Annotated in this window: 18 protein-coding genes; 10 read left to right on the top strand and 8 right to left on the bottom strand. The window is 73.6% G+C overall.

From position 1 onward, the window contains the following. Nucleotides 1-385 precede the first annotated feature (385 nt). Entirely contained in the window at nucleotides 386-1,777 is a 1,392-nt protein-coding gene (locus ACGFR9_RS20020) for a glutamate decarboxylase (RefSeq protein WP_393210225.1), read from the top strand. A gap of 108 nt (nucleotides 1,778-1,885) precedes the next feature. Then, nucleotides 1,886-2,809 carry an alpha/beta fold hydrolase gene (locus ACGFR9_RS20015; protein WP_393210222.1) on the top strand — a complete coding sequence of 308 codons (924 nt, stop codon included), beginning with the start codon at nucleotides 1,886-1,888 and terminating at the stop codon, nucleotides 2,807-2,809. A gap of 69 nt (nucleotides 2,810-2,878) precedes the next feature. On the opposite strand, the gene ACGFR9_RS20010 is transcribed toward ACGFR9_RS20015, so the two are convergent. The 4 genes from ACGFR9_RS20010 to ACGFR9_RS19995 form a co-directional block, all read right to left on the bottom strand. Continuing rightward, nucleotides 2,879-3,115, bottom strand: coding sequence for a hypothetical protein (locus tag ACGFR9_RS20010; protein ID WP_393210219.1), 237 nt, complete (start codon nucleotides 3,113-3,115; stop codon nucleotides 2,879-2,881). 142 nt (nucleotides 3,116-3,257) lie between these two features. Further along, nucleotides 3,258-3,527 carry a hypothetical protein gene (locus ACGFR9_RS20005; RefSeq protein ID WP_393210216.1) on the bottom strand — a complete coding sequence of 90 codons (270 nt, stop codon included), beginning with the start codon at nucleotides 3,525-3,527 and terminating at the stop codon, nucleotides 3,258-3,260. Between the two features lie 201 nt (nucleotides 3,528-3,728). Continuing rightward, nucleotides 3,729-4,022, bottom strand: coding sequence for a hypothetical protein (locus tag ACGFR9_RS20000; protein ID WP_393210213.1), 294 nt, complete (start codon nucleotides 4,020-4,022; stop codon nucleotides 3,729-3,731). A gap of 86 nt (nucleotides 4,023-4,108) precedes the next feature. Next, nucleotides 4,109-4,369: a hypothetical protein gene (locus ACGFR9_RS19995; protein ID WP_393210210.1), complete on the bottom strand. Its 261-nt coding sequence runs from the start codon at nucleotides 4,367-4,369 to the stop codon at nucleotides 4,109-4,111. Nucleotides 4,370-4,691: 322 nt separating this feature from the next. Between ACGFR9_RS19995 and ACGFR9_RS19990 the strand changes: the two genes are divergently transcribed. Then, a complete protein-coding gene (locus ACGFR9_RS19990) occupies nucleotides 4,692-4,931 on the top strand; it encodes a chaplin (protein ID WP_393210207.1) in 240 nt (79 codons plus the stop codon). A 71-nt stretch (nucleotides 4,932-5,002) separates the two neighbouring features. On the opposite strand, the gene ACGFR9_RS19985 is transcribed toward ACGFR9_RS19990, so the two are convergent. The 4 genes from ACGFR9_RS19985 to ACGFR9_RS19970 all read right to left on the bottom strand — a co-directional run bounded on the left by ACGFR9_RS19985 (nucleotide 5,003) and on the right by ACGFR9_RS19970 (nucleotide 7,416). Then, on the bottom strand, nucleotides 5,003-5,869 hold the full coding sequence (locus tag ACGFR9_RS19985) for a tyrosinase family protein (protein WP_393210204.1): 867 nt from the start codon (nucleotides 5,867-5,869) through the stop codon (nucleotides 5,003-5,005). Further along, nucleotides 5,853-6,176 carry a tyrosinase family oxidase copper chaperone gene (locus ACGFR9_RS19980; protein ID WP_393210201.1) on the bottom strand — a complete coding sequence of 108 codons (324 nt, stop codon included), beginning with the start codon at nucleotides 6,174-6,176 and terminating at the stop codon, nucleotides 5,853-5,855. Before ACGFR9_RS19980 ends, ACGFR9_RS19985 begins: the two co-directional genes overlap by 17 nt. Before the next feature lie 158 nt (nucleotides 6,177-6,334). Continuing rightward, nucleotides 6,335-6,604: a hypothetical protein gene (locus ACGFR9_RS19975; RefSeq protein WP_393210198.1), complete on the bottom strand. Its 270-nt coding sequence runs from the start codon at nucleotides 6,602-6,604 to the stop codon at nucleotides 6,335-6,337. A 125-nt stretch (nucleotides 6,605-6,729) separates the two neighbouring features. Then, nucleotides 6,730-7,416, bottom strand: a complete 687-nt coding sequence (locus ACGFR9_RS19970; RefSeq protein ID WP_393210195.1) for a hypothetical protein — start codon at nucleotides 7,414-7,416, stop codon at nucleotides 6,730-6,732. Nucleotides 7,417-7,729: 313 nt separating this feature from the next. Between ACGFR9_RS19970 and ACGFR9_RS19965 the strand changes: the two genes are divergently transcribed. The 7 genes from ACGFR9_RS19965 (at nucleotide 7,730) to ACGFR9_RS19935 (ending at nucleotide 16,714) form a co-directional block, all read left to right on the top strand. Next, the gene (locus ACGFR9_RS19965; protein ID WP_393210192.1) at nucleotides 7,730-8,815 is read left to right on the top strand and encodes a DUF3344 domain-containing protein; all 1,086 of its coding nucleotides are present in this window, start codon (nucleotides 7,730-7,732) and stop codon (nucleotides 8,813-8,815) included. A 44-nt stretch (nucleotides 8,816-8,859) separates the two neighbouring features. Continuing rightward, nucleotides 8,860-10,092 carry a glycosyltransferase gene (locus tag ACGFR9_RS19960; protein WP_393210436.1) on the top strand — a complete coding sequence of 411 codons (1,233 nt, stop codon included), beginning with the start codon at nucleotides 8,860-8,862 and terminating at the stop codon, nucleotides 10,090-10,092. After that, nucleotides 10,089-11,501: an exopolysaccharide biosynthesis polyprenyl glycosylphosphotransferase gene (locus ACGFR9_RS19955; RefSeq protein ID WP_393210189.1), complete on the top strand. Its 1,413-nt coding sequence runs from the start codon at nucleotides 10,089-10,091 to the stop codon at nucleotides 11,499-11,501. The genes ACGFR9_RS19960 and ACGFR9_RS19955 overlap by 4 nt, the downstream gene beginning before the upstream one ends. Before the next feature lie 6 nt (nucleotides 11,502-11,507). Then, nucleotides 11,508-12,812 (top strand): O-antigen ligase family protein, encoded by a 1,305-nt coding sequence (locus ACGFR9_RS19950; RefSeq protein WP_393210186.1) that lies wholly within the window; start codon nucleotides 11,508-11,510, stop codon nucleotides 12,810-12,812. A gap of 215 nt (nucleotides 12,813-13,027) precedes the next feature. After that, a complete protein-coding gene (locus ACGFR9_RS19945) occupies nucleotides 13,028-14,821 on the top strand; it encodes a lipid II flippase MurJ (RefSeq protein ID WP_393210433.1) in 1,794 nt (597 codons plus the stop codon). Further along, nucleotides 14,805-15,569 carry a polysaccharide deacetylase family protein gene (locus ACGFR9_RS19940; protein ID WP_393210183.1) on the top strand — a complete coding sequence of 255 codons (765 nt, stop codon included), beginning with the start codon at nucleotides 14,805-14,807 and terminating at the stop codon, nucleotides 15,567-15,569. Before ACGFR9_RS19945 ends, ACGFR9_RS19940 begins: the two co-directional genes overlap by 17 nt. Continuing rightward, nucleotides 15,569-16,714 (top strand): glycosyltransferase, encoded by a 1,146-nt coding sequence (locus ACGFR9_RS19935; RefSeq protein WP_393210180.1) that lies wholly within the window; start codon nucleotides 15,569-15,571, stop codon nucleotides 16,712-16,714. Before ACGFR9_RS19940 ends, ACGFR9_RS19935 begins: the two co-directional genes overlap by 1 nt. Nucleotides 16,715-16,754: the final 40 nt, after the last annotated feature.

Here is a 16,754-nt window from a genome sequence, read left to right as displayed (position 1 = left end):
CCCGGAGGAGGTCCTCCCTCCAGGGTGTTCCGTGGTTCCGACGGCGTCTGTCGGCAACAGCCCTTGCCCGGCGGCCGGCGGACCGCCGTCCAGAGCAGGCCCGAGCAGCCGGGGCACGTATGGTGCGCCGGCGGTCGTGGACCGGCCCCGCAGGCCCGGCCTCTCGCGGATCCGGCGAAGCGCCGGTCCGGGGCCGCCGTTCGATCCCGCCGCCCGGCCCGGTGCAGGACCGATCCCCTCCCCTGCCCTCGCCTCCCCGGCGTCCGCCGTGCGGCGCGGCTGCGGGTCATGTCGTTCCCCGAGTGGAGTACGCCCGCTGTCCGGTGCGGTCCGCCGCCCGTAGCGTCCGAGGCGGAGACGACAGACGACGCGAGAGGGGCCGGCGGTGGCTCTGCACAACGCCCGGGAGACGACCGCGGATCCGGCGGCCGATGTCTTCACATCGCCCATCAGTGAGAGGCCCCTGCCCAAGCGGGCCATGCCGGAGTTGCCGGCGCCCCCGCACGTGGTCCACCAGCTGCTGCGCAACGAGCTCCTGCTCGACGGCAACGCGGCCCAGAACCTCGCCACGTTCTGCACCACCTGGACCGACGACCAGGTCCGCGACCTCATGGACCTGTGCCTGGACAAGAACATCGTCGACAAGGACGAGTATCCGCAGACCGCGGAGATCGAGGCCCGGTGCGTCAACATCCTCGCCTCCCTGTGGCATGCCCCCGTCGGCTCCGACGACGCCGAGCCCGCCGTGGGATGCTCCACCACCGGCTCCAGCGAGGCCGCCATGCTCTGCGGCCTCGCCCTGAAGTGGCGCTGGCGCGACCGCCGGCGCGCGGCCGCCCGGCCCGCCGACCGGCCGAACCTGGTGTGCGGGCCGGTGCAGGTGTGCTGGGAGAAGTTCGCCCGCTACTTCGACGTGGAGTTGCGCCAGGTGCCGGTGGAACCGGGCGCCACCGGCCTGCGGGCACACCAACTGCGCCAGTACGTCGACGAGAACACCATCGGCGTCGTGGCGATCCTCGGGGTGACCTACACCTGCACCTATGAGCCGGTGGCGGAGATCGCGGCCGAACTCGACCGCCTGCAGGCGGAGACCGGTCTGAACGTCCCGCTGCACATCGACGCGGCCTCCGGTGGTTTCATCGCCCCCTTCCTCCACCCCGACCTGGAATGGGACTTCCGGCTGCCCCGGGTCGCCTCGATCAACGCCTCCGGCCACAAGTACGGCATGGCCCCGCTCGGCGTCGGCTGGGCCCTGTGGCGCGACAGGGCAGCCCTGCCGGACGACCTGGTCTTCCACGTCGACTACCTCGGCGGCGACATGCCCACCCTCGCCCTGAACTTCTCCCGCCCCGGCGGCCAGGTCGTCGCCCAGTACTTCATGTTCCTGCGCCTGGGCCGCGAGGGATACCGGCGCGTCCACCAGGCCTGCGCCGACACCGCACAGCACCTCGGCCGACAGGTTGCCGGCATGGGCCCGTTCACCCTGCTCTACGACGGCACCGGAGCACTGCCCGCCGCCTCCTGGACCCTGACCGACCCGGCCTCGACCGGCTGGAGCCTGTACGACCTGTCCGACCAGCTCCGCATGCGCGGCTGGCAGGTCCCGTCCTATCCGCTCCCCCCGGACCGCCAGGAGACCGTGATCCAGCGCGCCCTCGTGCGGCACGGCGTCGACCGCGACGAGATCGAGCTCCTCGCCCAGGACATGCGCAGAGCGATCAAGCACCTCACCGAGGGACGCCCCCACGACTCCGCCCGCGTCGGCTTCCACCACTGACCACGCCACTTTCCGGATCGCCCACCTTGGGGTGATTACGCCATATTTGCAAGGTTCCTGGTAATCATGGAACGGTTCGCCGTCGTTCCGCCTTTCCCGGAGCCGCTCATGCGCCCTGCCCTCACCGCCGCCCAGGATTCCGTGGAGGAGCGGGGCCTCACGTTCGAGGGATTCGGGTACGCGTGCCGGATCGTTCACCAGAGCGCGCCGCGGACCGCTCCGTTGCTGCTGCTCGGGGGTTCGTCGCAGAACCGGTACTCCTGGCAGAGCCACGAGAAGTGGCTGGCTCCGCTGTGCACGCTGATCACCGTGGACCTTCCCGGCTACGGCGGCTCGGACTTCCTGCCGGCCCGATACGACATCGGTTTCCTGGCCGACGCCATCCAGCACATGCTGACGGAGATCGGTGTGCCGGAGGTGAATCTGTTCGGCGGCTGCTTCGGGGAGGTGGTCGGTCTGCGGTTCGCGCAGCGTCATCCGGCGTCCGTCCGGCGGATCGTCTTCGCGGCCGCGGCGAGCCGGCTCCCCGACGCGTACACCGATGCCGTACCGCGCCTCGCGCACGCGCTCGAGCGGGGCGACATCGAGGGAGCCGCCGACGGACTCGTCCAGCTGTTCATGTCGAATCCGGAGGCCGGCCGGGTGCGCAGGCACGCGGCTGTGGCGCGGTTGCTGCAGCGGCAGTTCCTGACCCAGACGCCGGAGGAGATCAGGAAGGCCGTCGAGCACAACACCAGGCTGGTGACGCACGGCTGTTACGAGCCGCTGCCGGTCCCCGAGGTGCCGACGCTGGTGTTCACCGGGGAGTACGACACCCTGTGCACGCCCCAGATGGGCCGGGAGCTCGCCGCGGCGATGCCGGGGGCCCTGTTCACCACGGTCAAGGAGGCGGACCATCTGGTGACGGTCGAGCGCCGTGAGGAGTCCGCGGACCTGATCGCCCGCTTCTGCACCGACCGCCCCGTCCACGGCCTGCCGTACTGCCACGCCGTCGAGACGCCCCGTGCCGCGTCCGCCGCCGCCCCGGTATGACGTCGGTCATGAGGAAGGGCCGGAACCCGTCGGCGGGTTCCGGCCCTTCCTCATGACCGACGCGACGCGTCAGGACTTCCCGCCGCCGAGCAGGGCGCCGGCCCCCTCCTCGACCAGGTTGAGCTTCCCGGCCTTGTCGCCGCTGACGTGGTCCTCGCGCACATCCTCGCAGCGCACATGCCCCCTGCCGTCGTCGGCGCACTTCGCGGGGTTCTCGACGGCGACGGCCTGGACCACGCCGAGGCCCATCAGGGCGACGCTCCCCAGAAGGCCCGCCACCACTGTGATCTTCTTCGACTTGAACATCTGCTCATTCCTCGACGCCCGGCCCCGCCGCGGCTGTACGGCGGCGCCGTTACGGTTGCCTCAACGGCCAACGAAACGGGCAGGCCCGGGACCGGTCGGATACGACCGGACCCCGGGACCTGCCCACATCACCGGAAGGTGATCAGTCCTCGCCCAGCGAGAGGTTGCTGGCGCACTGCACGCTGTTGGTCTCCGTGTTCTCGGCGTTGCCGAGGCCGAGGATGCCGACCGCGAGGTTGATGTCGTCGATGGCGATCAGCGACTGGACCGAGTTGTCCTGGGCGCAGGTCGTCTTCTGGCTGTTGTTGAGCTCCACCGACGGGTCGTCGCCGGCGTGGCTGACGCCGGCGCCCAGGAAGCCGACGCTGCCGAGCATGGCCATCACGACAGCGGCCTTCTGGTACTTGCGCATTACTTCTCCATTCTCGAGGTGACGCGATCCTGGACGGACCGGTCGGTGACAGTCGCCAAACCTAAGGCGACTTTTGCGGCAATTGATAGCGAAACGCCGATCGGCATTCAGATGGCAGAAAAAGACACTTCGCGCTGCTGTCGCGATCTCACACAATCGGCCCGGTGGGGAGATCGTCGAATAACGCCGACGCGCGTCACGTCAGGACTTCCCGCCGCGGGCGTCGTACGAGTTGGTGCAGGTGAGCCGGCCCTTGCCGGAGCAGGTCTGCGACGCCTCGTTGCCGACGCGGACCTTTCCGCTCTTCTCGGTGATCCGGTACTCGCTCACCTGGACACAGCGCACATGGCCCTGCTTGTCCTCGGTGCAGTTGCCGGGGCTGTCGGCGCCGGCGGCCTGGGCGGCACCGAGACCGATCACCGCGAGGCTTCCCACCAGGCCCGCCGCAGCGATCCTCTTCAACTGGAACATCAGCCTTTTTCCCTTGACGGTCATGGAGTGGCAGGGAGCCGGGCAGGCCCGGGGTCCGTGGCGCATCGGCTCGGACCCCGGAACCCGCCCGGGTCACCTCACGCGACTGCTCAGCCGAGGTTCGACGAGCAAGCCACCGCGTTGACCTCGGTGTTCTCCGCGTTGCCGAGGCCCAGGAGGGCGCCCACGCCGGCGTTGACGTCGTCGATCGAGATCAGCGACTGGACCGAGTTGTCCTGGGCACAGGTCGTGGTCTGCTCGCTGTTGAGCTCGAAGCCCGGGTTGTCACCGGCGTAGCTGACGCCGGCGCCAAGGAAGCCAACGCTGCCGAGCATGGCCGCGACAACGGCAGCCTTCTGGAACTTACGCATTACCTCTCCGTTTCTCGTTTGTGTCGACACGGACCGTTATGGCCCGTTTACCGACAGTCATGACTATAGGTGACAGTTTGCAACCCTTCGCAACGGAAACGCCCAATCGCGTAGGTTTTCTGTGAAGACGCAGGTCAGCGGCGCGCGAGGGCGTCCCAGATGGCCGAACGGCAGGCGTCGGCGGGGTCCGCGTCCGGATCGAATACGGGCCAAAGTGTGATCCCTGGACATTTGGCGTAACCCGGGGCGATGCGGCGCGTTGAGTGGGGAGTACGGCCGCTGGTGAGGGGCCGTGTTTACCTGACCTAGTAAGGAGAACGTGATGTCTCGCATCGCGAAGGCGGCCACCCTGGCTCTCGGCACGGGTGCCGTCGTGATCAGCGGCGCCGGTATGGCCTCGGCGCACTCCGGCGCGGAGGGTGCCGCGGTCCACTCGCCCGGCGTCGCGTCGGGCAATGTGGTCCAGGTTCCGGTCCACGCGCCGATCAACGTGTGCGGCAACACCGTGAACGTGATCGGTTTCCTCAACCCCGCCGTCGGCAACTACTGCGTCAACAAGTAGGGCCTCGCGCGAAGAGCCCCGGCCGCCTCGGGCGCCGGGGCTCTTCGCGTGTCCGCGTGCCGTCCCGCGTGTTACGCGTAGCGGTAGACGGCGCCGACGTCCTCCAGTTCCCGCGGGGTCACGTCCCACGGCGGGAGCTTCTCCCGGCGGGACACGACCCGGCCGTGCTGCTCGTCACCGGGGCCCGGCGCGGTCGCGGGCAGATAGCGTGCGCCGCGGTGTCTGCGCTGCCAGCGGTACCACTGCAGGTCGACGAAGGCGTGGTGCAGCCAGAAGGCGGGGTCATTGACGGAGGCGGCGCCGAGCATGGCCCCGCCGATCCAGCGGTGCACCCGGTTGTGGTTGCGCCACGAGGCGCTGCCCCGCCCGGTCCCCCAGCCCTCCAGCCGGTTGCGGAAGCCCCGGGTGACCGTCGAGTCCCAGGGCGGCACGTCGTACGCCGGTTCCTTCAGCGCCTGTTCCAGGTCGCTCTTGGTCGGCAGGGCGATCGGGTCGGCGCGGCGGCCGAGGTCGCGGGTGAGGAACTCCCCCTCGGTCACGCCGATCCGGATGGTCCAGTCGCCCTCCCGGTACGCGAACGGGCCCGTGGTCACCTGGAGATCGGAGCGGCGGCCGTCGCCGCCGAGGAGGTCCGCCGTCCACGGCGAGGAGCCGGCCGTGCGGTCACGGGTCCAGTCCCAGTACGGCAGGGTCACCGACGGGTCGACCCGGCGCAGGGCTTCCTCCAGGTCGAGCAGGAACCTGCGGTGCCAGGGCAGGAAGGAGGGCGCCATGTGCGCGGTGCGCAGCCCCCGTTCGCCGTCGGAGGCGAAGTACGCGAGGTGCGTGCGCACGAACTCGTCGTACTCGCCGCGTCGTTTGACCTCCAGCAGCGCGTTCACGAACCGGCGTCTCTCGCCCGCCGTGAGGGTGGCGGCGTCCTTACGCACGTACGCCATGGCCGCCTCCCCTGAGTTGCTCGCCGGGGGCGAGGGCGTCCACGGCGGCGCGGGCGGCGTCGAGCGGGGCCGGGTACGAGCAGTAGTGGTCGACCATGCTCAGCCAGGTGCCGTCGGCGCGCCGCATCAGGTGCAGGGGGCGGCCGTCGAGGGTGATGTGCCAGTGGCCGTCCGCGTCGCGCGTGCCCCGGATGCGGCGGCCCCGGTGGACGCGGTCGAAGGACGCGCCGTCGTCGTTGGCCGACCGGGGCGTGCGGAAGGCGGTGAGCAGCGGTGTCAGGGCGGCGGCGAGTGCTCCGCGTGCCATCACGTCCCGCCGTGTTCTGCCGTTCCGCGGTGCTTTCGGGGTTCTCCGGATGCCGGTGGCCATCGGTCACGCTCCCTTGTCCGTACGGTTTTTCCGTACCGGCAAACGACGACCGGCCCCCGGTGGAAACTGGGGGCCGGTCGTCGCAGGGCGTGATGTCAGGCGTGCAGCCCCAGGTCGCCGTGGACCGGCTTGGCGTCGTTCACCACGGCGGCCGCTTCCTTCGTCGTGTCGAGCACCGTGGTGCCGTCGGTGCCGGCCGACTCGGACTCGTGGAGCGGCATCAGCTCGAAGGGGACCGCGGTGCGCAGGCCGGTGTCGAGTCCGGTGGACGCCAGTTCTGTGGACTCCTGGGCATACGCCGGCGCGGCGGCAGCGGCGGCGATCAGGGTTCCGGCGAGGACGGCGGCAGCCTTCAGGGACTTCATCGTGTTCCTTTCTTCGGCAACGCGGGGGGCGGTCGCCGGAGGGGAATTCTGTCGCCGTGCCTAACGATGCCCGGCCGAAGCGGAAACCGTGAAGACCAAGATTGCCAAGTCCTCATATGAGAGTTCTACGAGGACGGCACCAGTACGGAGGTGAGCGCCGGCAGTGTGACGCCCGGGAGCAGTGGTGTCCGCGCGGGTTCGGCGGCGGGGGCGGCGGCCGGGGCGGGCAGGGTCGACGCCTGGGGTCCGGTGCCGAGCAGCGCGGCGACGAGATCGTGCGCCCGGGCCACCAACTCGTCGACGACGGAGGACACCTGGGGGGTGGCGCTGGTGTCCGAGGTGGTCTCGGTGGCCGTGTCCGTCTCCGTCTCCGTCTCCGTCCCGGTCGCCGCCGCGGATTCGGGCCGGAGCAGGGCGAGGAGGCCGTCGAGGACCTCACGCAGGGCGGTTGCCTCCTCGCTGGTGAGGTCGGCCTCGGTGAGGGACGTGTCGTTCGTCGTGACCGAGGACGACTCGATCGTCGTCGCCGGGTCGTCGTCGGCCGGCTTCGCCAGGGCGGCGCGCGCCGCGTCGCCCAGTCTGCGGGCCTCTTCGGCGGGCAGCCGGCCGTCGTCCGCCTCGAGTACGGCGTTCAGCAGGTCGACGACCGGGGTGAGTCCGTGCTCGCGCGCGTCGACGGTCCTGACCTGTGCGAGCGGCTCGGTCGGCGTGGGACGAGTGTCGGCCGCCATGGCGGCGGGGCCGGTGACCCCGGCGAGAAGGGCGGCGCACAGTGCGCCGAGTGCGATGCGCCGGGCAGGCAGAGCGCGCATGGGGATTCCTTTCGAGGGCTTCCACGGATCTTGAAGCCCACCGTGGGAGTGCTCGTACGGCCCCGCAACCGGGGCTGCGCCATCCGGGGTTCCCACTCGTCACCCGACCGCGTGTTCAGCCCGGCGGGGCAGTGGGCCGGGCCCTCTCGGTTTCACGATTCCAACACACTTGCCACCTTTCACCGAATTTCGGGGAGTTTGTCCGTTTGATGACTAGAGTTGCGAGTCTCCGAAGCACTCTCTCGGGCGGACGCATCGCACTCGTCCCCGCTGCCTGCCACCGCCGCCCTGTTTCCGAAAGGCTCCGACGGTCATGCGCCAATCCCTGGGTCAGCTGCTTCGCCGTGCGGCGGTGGGCGTCCTCTCCCTCGCCGTGGTGTGGGCACCCTGTGGCTCCGCGAACGCGGCGCCGGCCGCGCCCGCCCCCGAGGCGGACGGTCTCCCCTTCGCCCAGCGCTACCACGCGCTCCAGCACGGCGGCATCGTGCGGGCGGCCAACGCCTCCGCCACCTGCCGTACGACGGCGGCCTCGTGCCGTGACGCACGGGCCGGCGCGAACGGGGCGAACGGCGACTTCGACATGACGTACATCGATGTCGACCGCGACCCGAACACCTACAACTCCTCCCGCGCGGAGGTCGCTCTGCCCTCCGGCTCCCGGGTGACGTACGCCCGGCTGTACTGGGGCGGCAATCTGCTCGCCGGTGAACAGAAGCCGTGGCAGGACAACGGGCGCGTGCTGATCGCCGAACCCGGCGGGGAGTACAAGGAACTGCTCGCCGACACGCTGGTCGGGCACCGCGTGGCGGACGGCGCGGACGCCTTCCAGGCCTCGGCGGACGTGACGGAGCTGGTGCGGGACAGCGAGCCGGGTCTGTACACGGTGGCGCAGGTCAATGTGGCCATGGGCAGGTCGGCCGCCGGGACCTGGGGCGGCTGGACGCTGGTGGTGGCCTACGAGAACGCGGCGGAGCCGCTGCGGCACCTCGCGCTCTGGGACGGTTTCGCCCCGCTGGGCGGCCGCTCGGGCGTGGAGATGCCGCTGCGGAACCTGCCGTTCGCGGCGGGCGCCGGGGGCCGGGCGGGACTGGTGGCGTACAACGGCGACCGGGGCACCGACGGCGACTCGCTCGTGCTGACCGCCGGCGAGTCCGCCCCCGCCGCGCTGGCCGACCGGGCCAACCCCTCCGACGACGTCCTCAACTCCACCATCACCGACGCCGGCACCGCCCCCGCGCGGGTGCCGTCGTACGCCAACACCCTCGGTTACGACTCAGACGTGTTCGACCTCTCGGGAGGTCTGTCGCGCGCCGGTGACCGGGCGGTCCTCCGGCTCACCTCCCAGCGGGACGCGGCCTGGGCGGGCGTACTCTTCGCCGCCGTCGACGCCCGGCGGTGAACACGCCGAGCTCCTTCGTGAGCGCCGAGACCGCGCCGGTGGACATGCCGTCCCCCGCCCACCGGCCCCGGGTCCTGCATCTGACCCAGCCGGTGGACGGCGGGGTCGCCCGCGTCGTGACGGACCTGGTCCGGGCGCAGCTCGCCGACGGCCTGGACGTCACCGCGATCTGCCCCGACAGCGCGCTCACCGGCCGGCTCCGGTCGCTGGGCGCGCAGGTACGGCCCTGGAACGCCGGGCGTTCGCCGGGCCCCTCGCTCGCGCGTGAGGTACGGCAACTGGCCCGGCTGATCGACGAGGTCCGCCCCGACGTGGTGCACGCGCACAGCGCGAAGGCCGGGCTCGCCGGACGGCTCGCGGTCCGCGGCCGCATCCCCACCGTGTTCCAGCCGCACGCCTGGTCGTTCGAGGCGGTCGGCGGCGGCACGGCGGCCCTGGCGCTGCGCTGGGAGCGGTGGGCGGCGCGCTGGGCCGCGCGGGTGGTGTGTGTGAGCGAGGCCGAACGCGCCACCGGCGTGCACGCCGGCATCACCGGCCGCTGGACCGTCGTCCCCAACGGCATCGACCCCGACCGTTTCCGTCCGGCGCCCGCCGGTCCCGTACGAAGCGGGCTCGCGCAGTTGGCCGGGCTCCCCGCACAGGCGCCGCTCGCGGTCTGTGTGGGGCGGCTGTGCCGGCAGAAGGGGCAGGACGTCCTGCTGCGCGCCTGGGCCGCCGTACGGCAACAGGTGCCCGGGGCCCGGCTGGTACTGGTCGGCGACGGCCCCGACCGGGACCGGCTGCGGGCGGCCGCCCCCTCGTCGGTGCTGTTCGCGGGGGCCGTCGCCGACGCCGCCCCCTGGTACCGGGCCGCCGATGTGGTCGTCCTGCCGTCCCGCTGGGAGGGCATGGCGCTCGCCCCGCTGGAGGCGATGGCGTGCGGGCGGCCCGTGGTCGTCACGGACGTCGACGGCGCCCGCGAGAGTCTGCCGCGTTCCTTCGCCGCCCCCTGTGTGGTGCCGCCGGAGGACCCGGGGGCCCTGGCGGCCGCCGTCGGCGCGCTGCTGCTCGACCCGCCGCTGCGCACGTCCCTCGGCGAGCGGGGCCGCCGCCATGTGCTGACCCTCCACGACGTACGGCACACCGCGCGGGCGGTCGCCGACGTCTACCACGACCTGCTCGGCACCCGGCACGCCGCGCCCGGTGCGCGTCCGGCCCGGACGGGCGAAGACGCCGGGGCCGGCCGGACGACACCGCCCGTCGAGCCATCCGAGCACAGGGAGTCCATCCACTCGTGACCGCCGAACGTACCGTGCCCTCCCCCGGCGTATCGCCGCGGGAGCACGGATTCTTCCCGTCCGTCTCCGTCCTGCCCCCGCGCGGCACCGGTCCGCGGCTGCCGTCCGTACCGCCCCGGCCGGCCGCGCGGCTGCCGCTGCTCGTCGCGGACGGCGCCGCCGTACTGCCGGCCGCACTGCTCCTCCTCGGTGACCGGCGTCTGCCTCTGCTCCTCGTCCTGCTGGCCGGGCTGTCGCTGCTGCTGCGCCCGCGCGACGCGCGGCCCGCGGCGGCGCTGGACGAACTGCCCGCCGTGTGCGGCCGTGTCGTGACGGTCTGGCTGGCCGGCGCGGCGCTGTGGGCCGCGTACCGGCCGGACTCGGCGCTGTCCCCCGGCACCGTGCTGGCCGGAGCCGCCGTGCAGACGGCGGCGGCGTGCCTGCTGCGCGCGGTCGTGCACGGGCGGCGGCGGGCGGCGCTGCGGCGCCGTCCGCGGGCCGCGCTCGTCATCGGGCCGGCGGCGACCGCGCAGCGCGTGGCCGCCGCCGTGCTGCGCCATCCGCGCTGCGGAGTGCGGCCGGTGGGGATCGTCGCCGACCGGCCGGACGGCGTCGAGGGCGTCCCGGTGCTGCGTACGGACGAGGAGGTCGAGCGGGCGGTCGTCCAGAACGGGGTGCGGGCCGTGCTCGCCGTCCATCCGTCGGTACGGGCCGAACAGGGGCCGCTGCTGCGGGCGCTGGCCGGGGCGGGCTGCACGGTGTGGGAGGTCGACGCCGAACCGGCGCCGTACCCGACGCGGGAGCGGCTGGCCGGGTTCTCGTGCCGGCGGCTGGACTTCGCCCCGGCGCGCGGCGACCGCTTCGGCAAGCGGATGCTCGACGTCCTGGTCTCGGGGACGCTGCTGTTGCTGGTCGCCCCGCTGCTGCTGGTGTGCGCGGTCACGCTGCGGCTGGCCGACGGGCCTGGGGTGGTGTTCCGGCAGGAGCGCATCGGCCGGAACGGGGAGCCGTTCACGCTGCTGAAGTTCCGCACCCACCGGCCGGTCGACGAGCACGAGTCGGCGACCCGGTGGAGCGTGGCGGGCGAGCACGAGATGCGCTGGTTCTGCCGCATGCTGCGGCGCACCTCGCTGGACGAACTGCTCCAGCTGTGGAACGTGCTCCGCGGCGACATGAGCCTCGTCGGCCCCCGGCCCGAACGGCCGTACTTCGTGACCCAGTTCAGCGAGACGTACCCCGGCTACGCGGCCCGGCACCGGATGCGTACCGGCATCACCGGACTCGCTCAGATCCACGGGCTGCGCGGCGACACCTCGATCGAGGACCGCTGCCGCTTCGACAACGCCTACATCGACGACTGGTCGCTGTGGCGGGATCTCTGCATCCTGCTGCGCACGGCGGCCACGCTGGTCCGCCCGACGGGGAGCTGACATCTCGTGAGGTCCGCCCTCGTCCCGCCGCCGCGCCGGGCCGCCGCCGCGCTCGTGCCGGTACTGCCGCTCGTGGCGGTCGTCGCCCTGGCGGGACTGCCGCCGACGGGGGACGGCCCGGGGCCCGCCGACGTGGTGTCCGCGCTGGCGGTCGGCCACGGCGTGCTCCTGCTGCTGCGGGAACGCCGGCGTCCGCTGTCGCGTGCCGCGGCCGTCGTGCTGGGGCTGCCGGTCGTGGGGCTGGCGCTCGCCGCGATGGGGGCGGCCTCGCCCCAGGCCGCGTTCGGCGGGCTGTCCCGCTATCTGCAGATCTTCGTGCTCGTTCCGGCCGCCGTGCTGGTGCTGCTGCGCGGGCGGGCCGGCTTCCGGGTGCTGGCCTGGTCGTTCGTGGGGCTCGCCCTGTGGCAGGGGGCCGTCGGGGTGCACCAGTACGTCACCGGCACCGGCGCCTCGTACCAGGGCGAGACGATCCGCGCGGTCGGCACGTTCGGGGCGCGGGACGTGATGGGCATGGCGGCGGCGGTGTCGCTGGGGGTGGTCTGCGCGGCGGGCGTCGCGCTGGGCCGGGCGCCGGTACGGCAGCGGGCGGCCGCCGCCGGGTGCGCGGTGCTGCTGATCGTGCCGCTGGCGCTGTCGTTCAGCCGGGGCGCGTGGATCGCGACCGCGCTGGCGTGCGGGACGCAGCTGGCGCTGGCGGGGCCCCGGCGCGCGCTGAAGGTGGCGGCGGCCGTGGTCGCGGCGGGCGTCGTCCTGGTGGGCGGCTTCGGGGTCGGTACGGCGATGCTGCAGGAGCGGATCGGCAGCATCACGGAGGTGGCCGACACGCCCGACCAGTCCGTCGTCGACCGGTACACCCTGTGGGCGGCGGCGGCCGGCATGTGGCGCGAACACCCGCTCACCGGGGTCGGGTTGAAGGGTTTCCCCGAGTACCGCGACGGGCACGCCACGCTCGCGCTGTCCTCGGGCAGCGACATCGGGGGCGCGGGCGAGGAGTACCACCGGCAGGCGCTGCTGTCGCCGCACAGCATGTATCTCCTGGTGCTTAGTGAGCAGGGCCTGATCGGGCTGGTGGCGCTCGGCGGGAGCTGGCTGGCGCTGCTGGTGTGCGCGCTGCGGCGCCGACCGCGCTCCGACTGCGCGTTCATCGCCGTCGGCCTGCTGCTCTGGCAGCTCACCGACTTCGTGTACGGCGACATCGGCGGCCCTTCGACGGTACTGACCGGCGTGGCCCTGGGCCTGACGGCGTGGTGGGCCCTGTCCGGGAACGACCGCACGGACACCGCGCGGGCCGAGGAGGCCGCGACCCCATGACCGTACTGCCGTCACGGCCCGCCGCCACCACGGCGCCGGAGCCGTCCGCCGCCGGGCCGGCGGGCCCCGCCGCGCGAGCCGTATCTGCGGCCGAGGGCCCGGCGACCGCCCGTCCCGCCCCGCGCCGGGGCGCCGCGGACGGGCCCCGGCCCGGAACCGGCGCACGCGCCGACGGCCCCGCGACCGGCGCCCACGCGCCGCGGGCGCCCCTCCCCATGGCCCCCGAACACACCGCCGGCGGCCACTCCACTGGCCGGCCCGCGACCGGCGCCCCCGTGCCCGGTGGGCCCCGGCTCCCGGAACCCGAACCCGCCGGCCCCGCGCCCGGCGCTCCCGCCGCCGGGGGCTCCGGGGCCGGGGTCCGCGTCCGCGCGCGGGCGGGGACGAACACGCCCGCGGCCGACGAGAAAGGCGCCGTGTCACGGCGATTCCTCGCGCGGGCCGCCATCGGGACCGCCGTGCTGTCCATCGCCGGGTCCGTGCTCGGGCTGGTGCGGGATCAGTCGTTGGCGCGGTTGTTCGGGGCCGGGAGCGATACGGACGCCTTTCTGGTCGCGTGGACCGTGCCGGAGATCGCCGCGACGCTGCTGATCGAGGACGGCCTCGCGATCGCGCTGATCCCGGCGTTCAGTGTGGCGCTGGCGCGACGGGCGCGGGGCGTGCCCGGTGATCCGGTGCGGGAGCTCGTCAGGGCCACCCTGCCCCGGCTGTGTCTCGCCTTCGCCGCCGTGGCCGCGCTGGTCGCCGCCGGGGCCCCCTACCTGGTCCGCGCCCTGGCGCCGGGGCTGGCCGATCCCCGGCTCGCCGCCGACTGCACCCGGCTCACCGCGCTCAGCCTGCTGGCCTTCGGGCTCGCCGGGTACTGCAGCGCCGCCCTGCGCGCGCACCGCCGCTTCTTCGCGCCCGCCGCGATCTACGTCGCGTACAACACGGGCATCGTCGCGACGATGTTCCTGCTCGGCGGGGAATGGGGGGTGCGCTCGGCCGCCGTCGGGGTCGCGGTCGGCGGCTGCCTGATGGTGGCGGTGCAACTGCCCTCACTGTGGAGGCAGTTGCGGTCGCCCGAGCCGGCGCCCGCGCCCGACTGCACCGCCGGACCCGCCGCCGACGAGCGGCCGATGCGGCTCGCGCTCATCGCCGCCGTCCTGCTGTTCGCGCTGTGCCGCCAGTCGCAGGTCCTCGTCGAGCGGTTCCTCGCGTCCTCCCTCCCCGCCGGGGCCATCTCGCACCTCAACTACGCGCAGAAGGTCGCCCAGATCCCGATGACGCTGTCGCTGATGGTGTGCACCGTCACCTTCCCCGTGGTGGCGCGGGCGCTCGCCGACGGCGACACCCGGCGGGCCCGCGCCCGGGTGGAGCGGGACCTCGTACTGGCGTCCTGCGTGGTCCTCGCCGGCATGTGCGCGGTGCTCGCCTGCGCCCCGCAGATGATCGGACTGCTGTTCCAGCGCGGCGCGTTCACCGCGGCCGACACCGCCGCGACGGCGGACGTCATGCGCGTGTACGCCCTCGGTCTGCTCGGCCAGACCCTCGTGGGCGCCCTCGTCCGCTGCTACTTCTCGGCCGGCCGACCCAGCTGGTACCCCCTGGCCGTGATGGCGGCCGGGATCGCCGCGACCTCGCTGATCGGCGCCGCGACCGTGGGCCGCTGGGGCGTGGCGGGGATCGCCGCCGCCAACGCCGTCGGCATCACCGTCACCGCCGTGCTCCTGCTCACCGGGCTGCGAACGGCCGGCCGCGGCAACCCCACCGGGATCACCCTCGGCGTCCGCACGGTACTCGCCGAGCTGGGCCGGCCCGTGCTCGCCTCGGTCGTCGCCGTCGCCGCCGGAACGTTCGCCGCGGGCCGTTTCGCCTCCCCGGTGGCGGCGCTCGCGGCCGGCTGCGCGGCCGTGGCCGCCGTCTTCGTCCCGCTCGCCCTGTCCGTCCCGGTCGCCCGGCGCTCCGCATCCGCGCTGCGCTCCGTACGCACCGTCACACGAAGGCTCACACATGGCCGCACCCGTTGATTCCCCCGAAACCGGCAGCCCCTCCGCGCCCCGCCCGGCCCCCGTGCCCTGGGTGGCGATGTACCACTCGGTGGGCGACTGCTCGGACGACCCGTACCGCATCACCGTCACGCCCGCGCGGCTGGAACGCCAGCTGGCCTGGCTGCGGCGGCGCGGCCTGCGGGGTGTGTCCGTCGCCGACCTCCTCGCCGCGCGCGCCCGCGGCGAGGGGCGGGACCTGGTCGGCCTCACCTTCGACGACGGCTACACCGACTTCCTCACCGGCGCCCTGCCGCTGCTGCGCCGCTTCCGCTGCGGCGCCACCCTGTTCGTCCTGCCGGGCCGGCTCGGCGGCGACAACGCCTGGGACCCGCTCGGCCCACGCAAGCCGCTGCTGACCGCTGCCGGTATCCGCAGCGCCGCCGCCGAGGGGGTGGAGATCGGCTCGCACGGACTCACCCACACCGACCTGACCGGCGCGGACGACGCCACGCTCACCGCCGAGGTCGCCGAGAGCCGCGCCCGGATCGAGGAGCTGACCGGCGCCCCGGCCGAGGGGTTCTGCTACCCGTACGGCACGGTCGACGCGCGCGCCGTCGAGGCCGTACGGAAGGCGGGCTACGCCTACGCCTGCGCCATCGACCCCGGCCCGCTGACCGGCCCGCACGCCCTGCCGCGCGCACATGTCGGCCAGAACGACACGGCGTGGCGCCTGCACCTCAAGCTCCGGCTGCACCGGCTGCGCCGGCGTCCGGTGGAGGGCGTGTGATGCGGGCGCTGCACATCATCACCGGCCTCGGTGTCGGCGGTGCCGAGCAGCAGTTGCGGCTGCTGCTGCGTCATCTGCCCGTCGACTGCGACGTGGTGACGCTCACCAACCCCGGGCCGGTCGCCGACGGCCTCGGCGCCGACGGCGTACGCGTCGTGCACCTGGGCATGGGCGGCAACCGCGACCTGGCAGCCCTCCCCCGCCTGGTCCGGGTGATCCGCGCGGGCGGCTACGACCTCGTGCACACCCACCTGTACCGGGCCTGTGTCTACGGCCGGCTCGCCGCCCGGGTCGCCGGGGTCCGCGCGGTCGTCGCCACCGAACACTCCCTGGGCGACACCCAGATGGAGGGCCGCCGGCTCACCACTGGCGTACGCGCCCTGTATCTGGCGAGCGAGCGGCTGGGGTCGGCGACGGTCGCCGTCTCCCCGACGGTCGCCGACCGGCTGAGGCGCTGGGGCGTGCCCGCCCCCCGTATCGAGGTCGTGCCCAACGGCGTCGACCTGGACCGGTTCGGCTTCGACGCGGAACGCCGCGAGCTCACCCGGCGGCGGCTCGGCCTGCCGGAGGGCGCGTACGTCGTCGGCGGGATCGGCCGGCTCACCCGGGGCAAGCGGTTCGACGTCCTCGTCCGGGCACTCGCCCTGCTGCCCGAGGACCACTGGCTGCTGCTGGTCGGCGGCGGCCCCGAGGAGCACATGCTGCGCCGCACCGCCCATGAGGCCGGGGTGGCGGGGCGGGTCCTGTTCACCGGTGAACGGCCGGTCGTCCCCGACGGCACCCCCGGCCCGGATCTGCCCTCGCTGACGGCGGCGATGGACCTGTTCGCCTCCCCGTCCCCGGAGGAGGCGTTCGGCCTCGCGGCCGTGGAGGCGCTGGCGTCCGGCCTGCCCGTGCTCTACGCCTCCTGCCCGGCGATCGAGGACCTCCCCCCTCAGGCCCGCGCCGGCGCCCGCCGGGCGCGCGGCGGACCGGAGGCGTACGCCCGCGCGATCGCCGAGGCCCGTACGGCCGGTCCCGGACCGCGCACGGCCGGCCGGGCCGCGCGGCACTACAGCATCACCCGCAGTACGGCCCGCCTCATGGACGTGTACACGGCGGCCGTGACCGGTGCTCCGCACCGTGAGCCGTCCACCGGGCCGTGAGCCGTCCGCAACGTCCTCAGCCGTCCGTCACCGCCGTACC

It is taken from the genome of Streptomyces sp. NPDC048584 (assembly GCF_043199595.1).
GTDB lineage: Bacteria > Actinomycetota > Actinomycetes > Streptomycetales > Streptomycetaceae > Streptomyces > Streptomyces edwardsiae.
The sequence above is the reverse complement of the archived record's forward strand: the minus strand, read 5'-3'. Positions and strand labels throughout refer to the sequence as shown.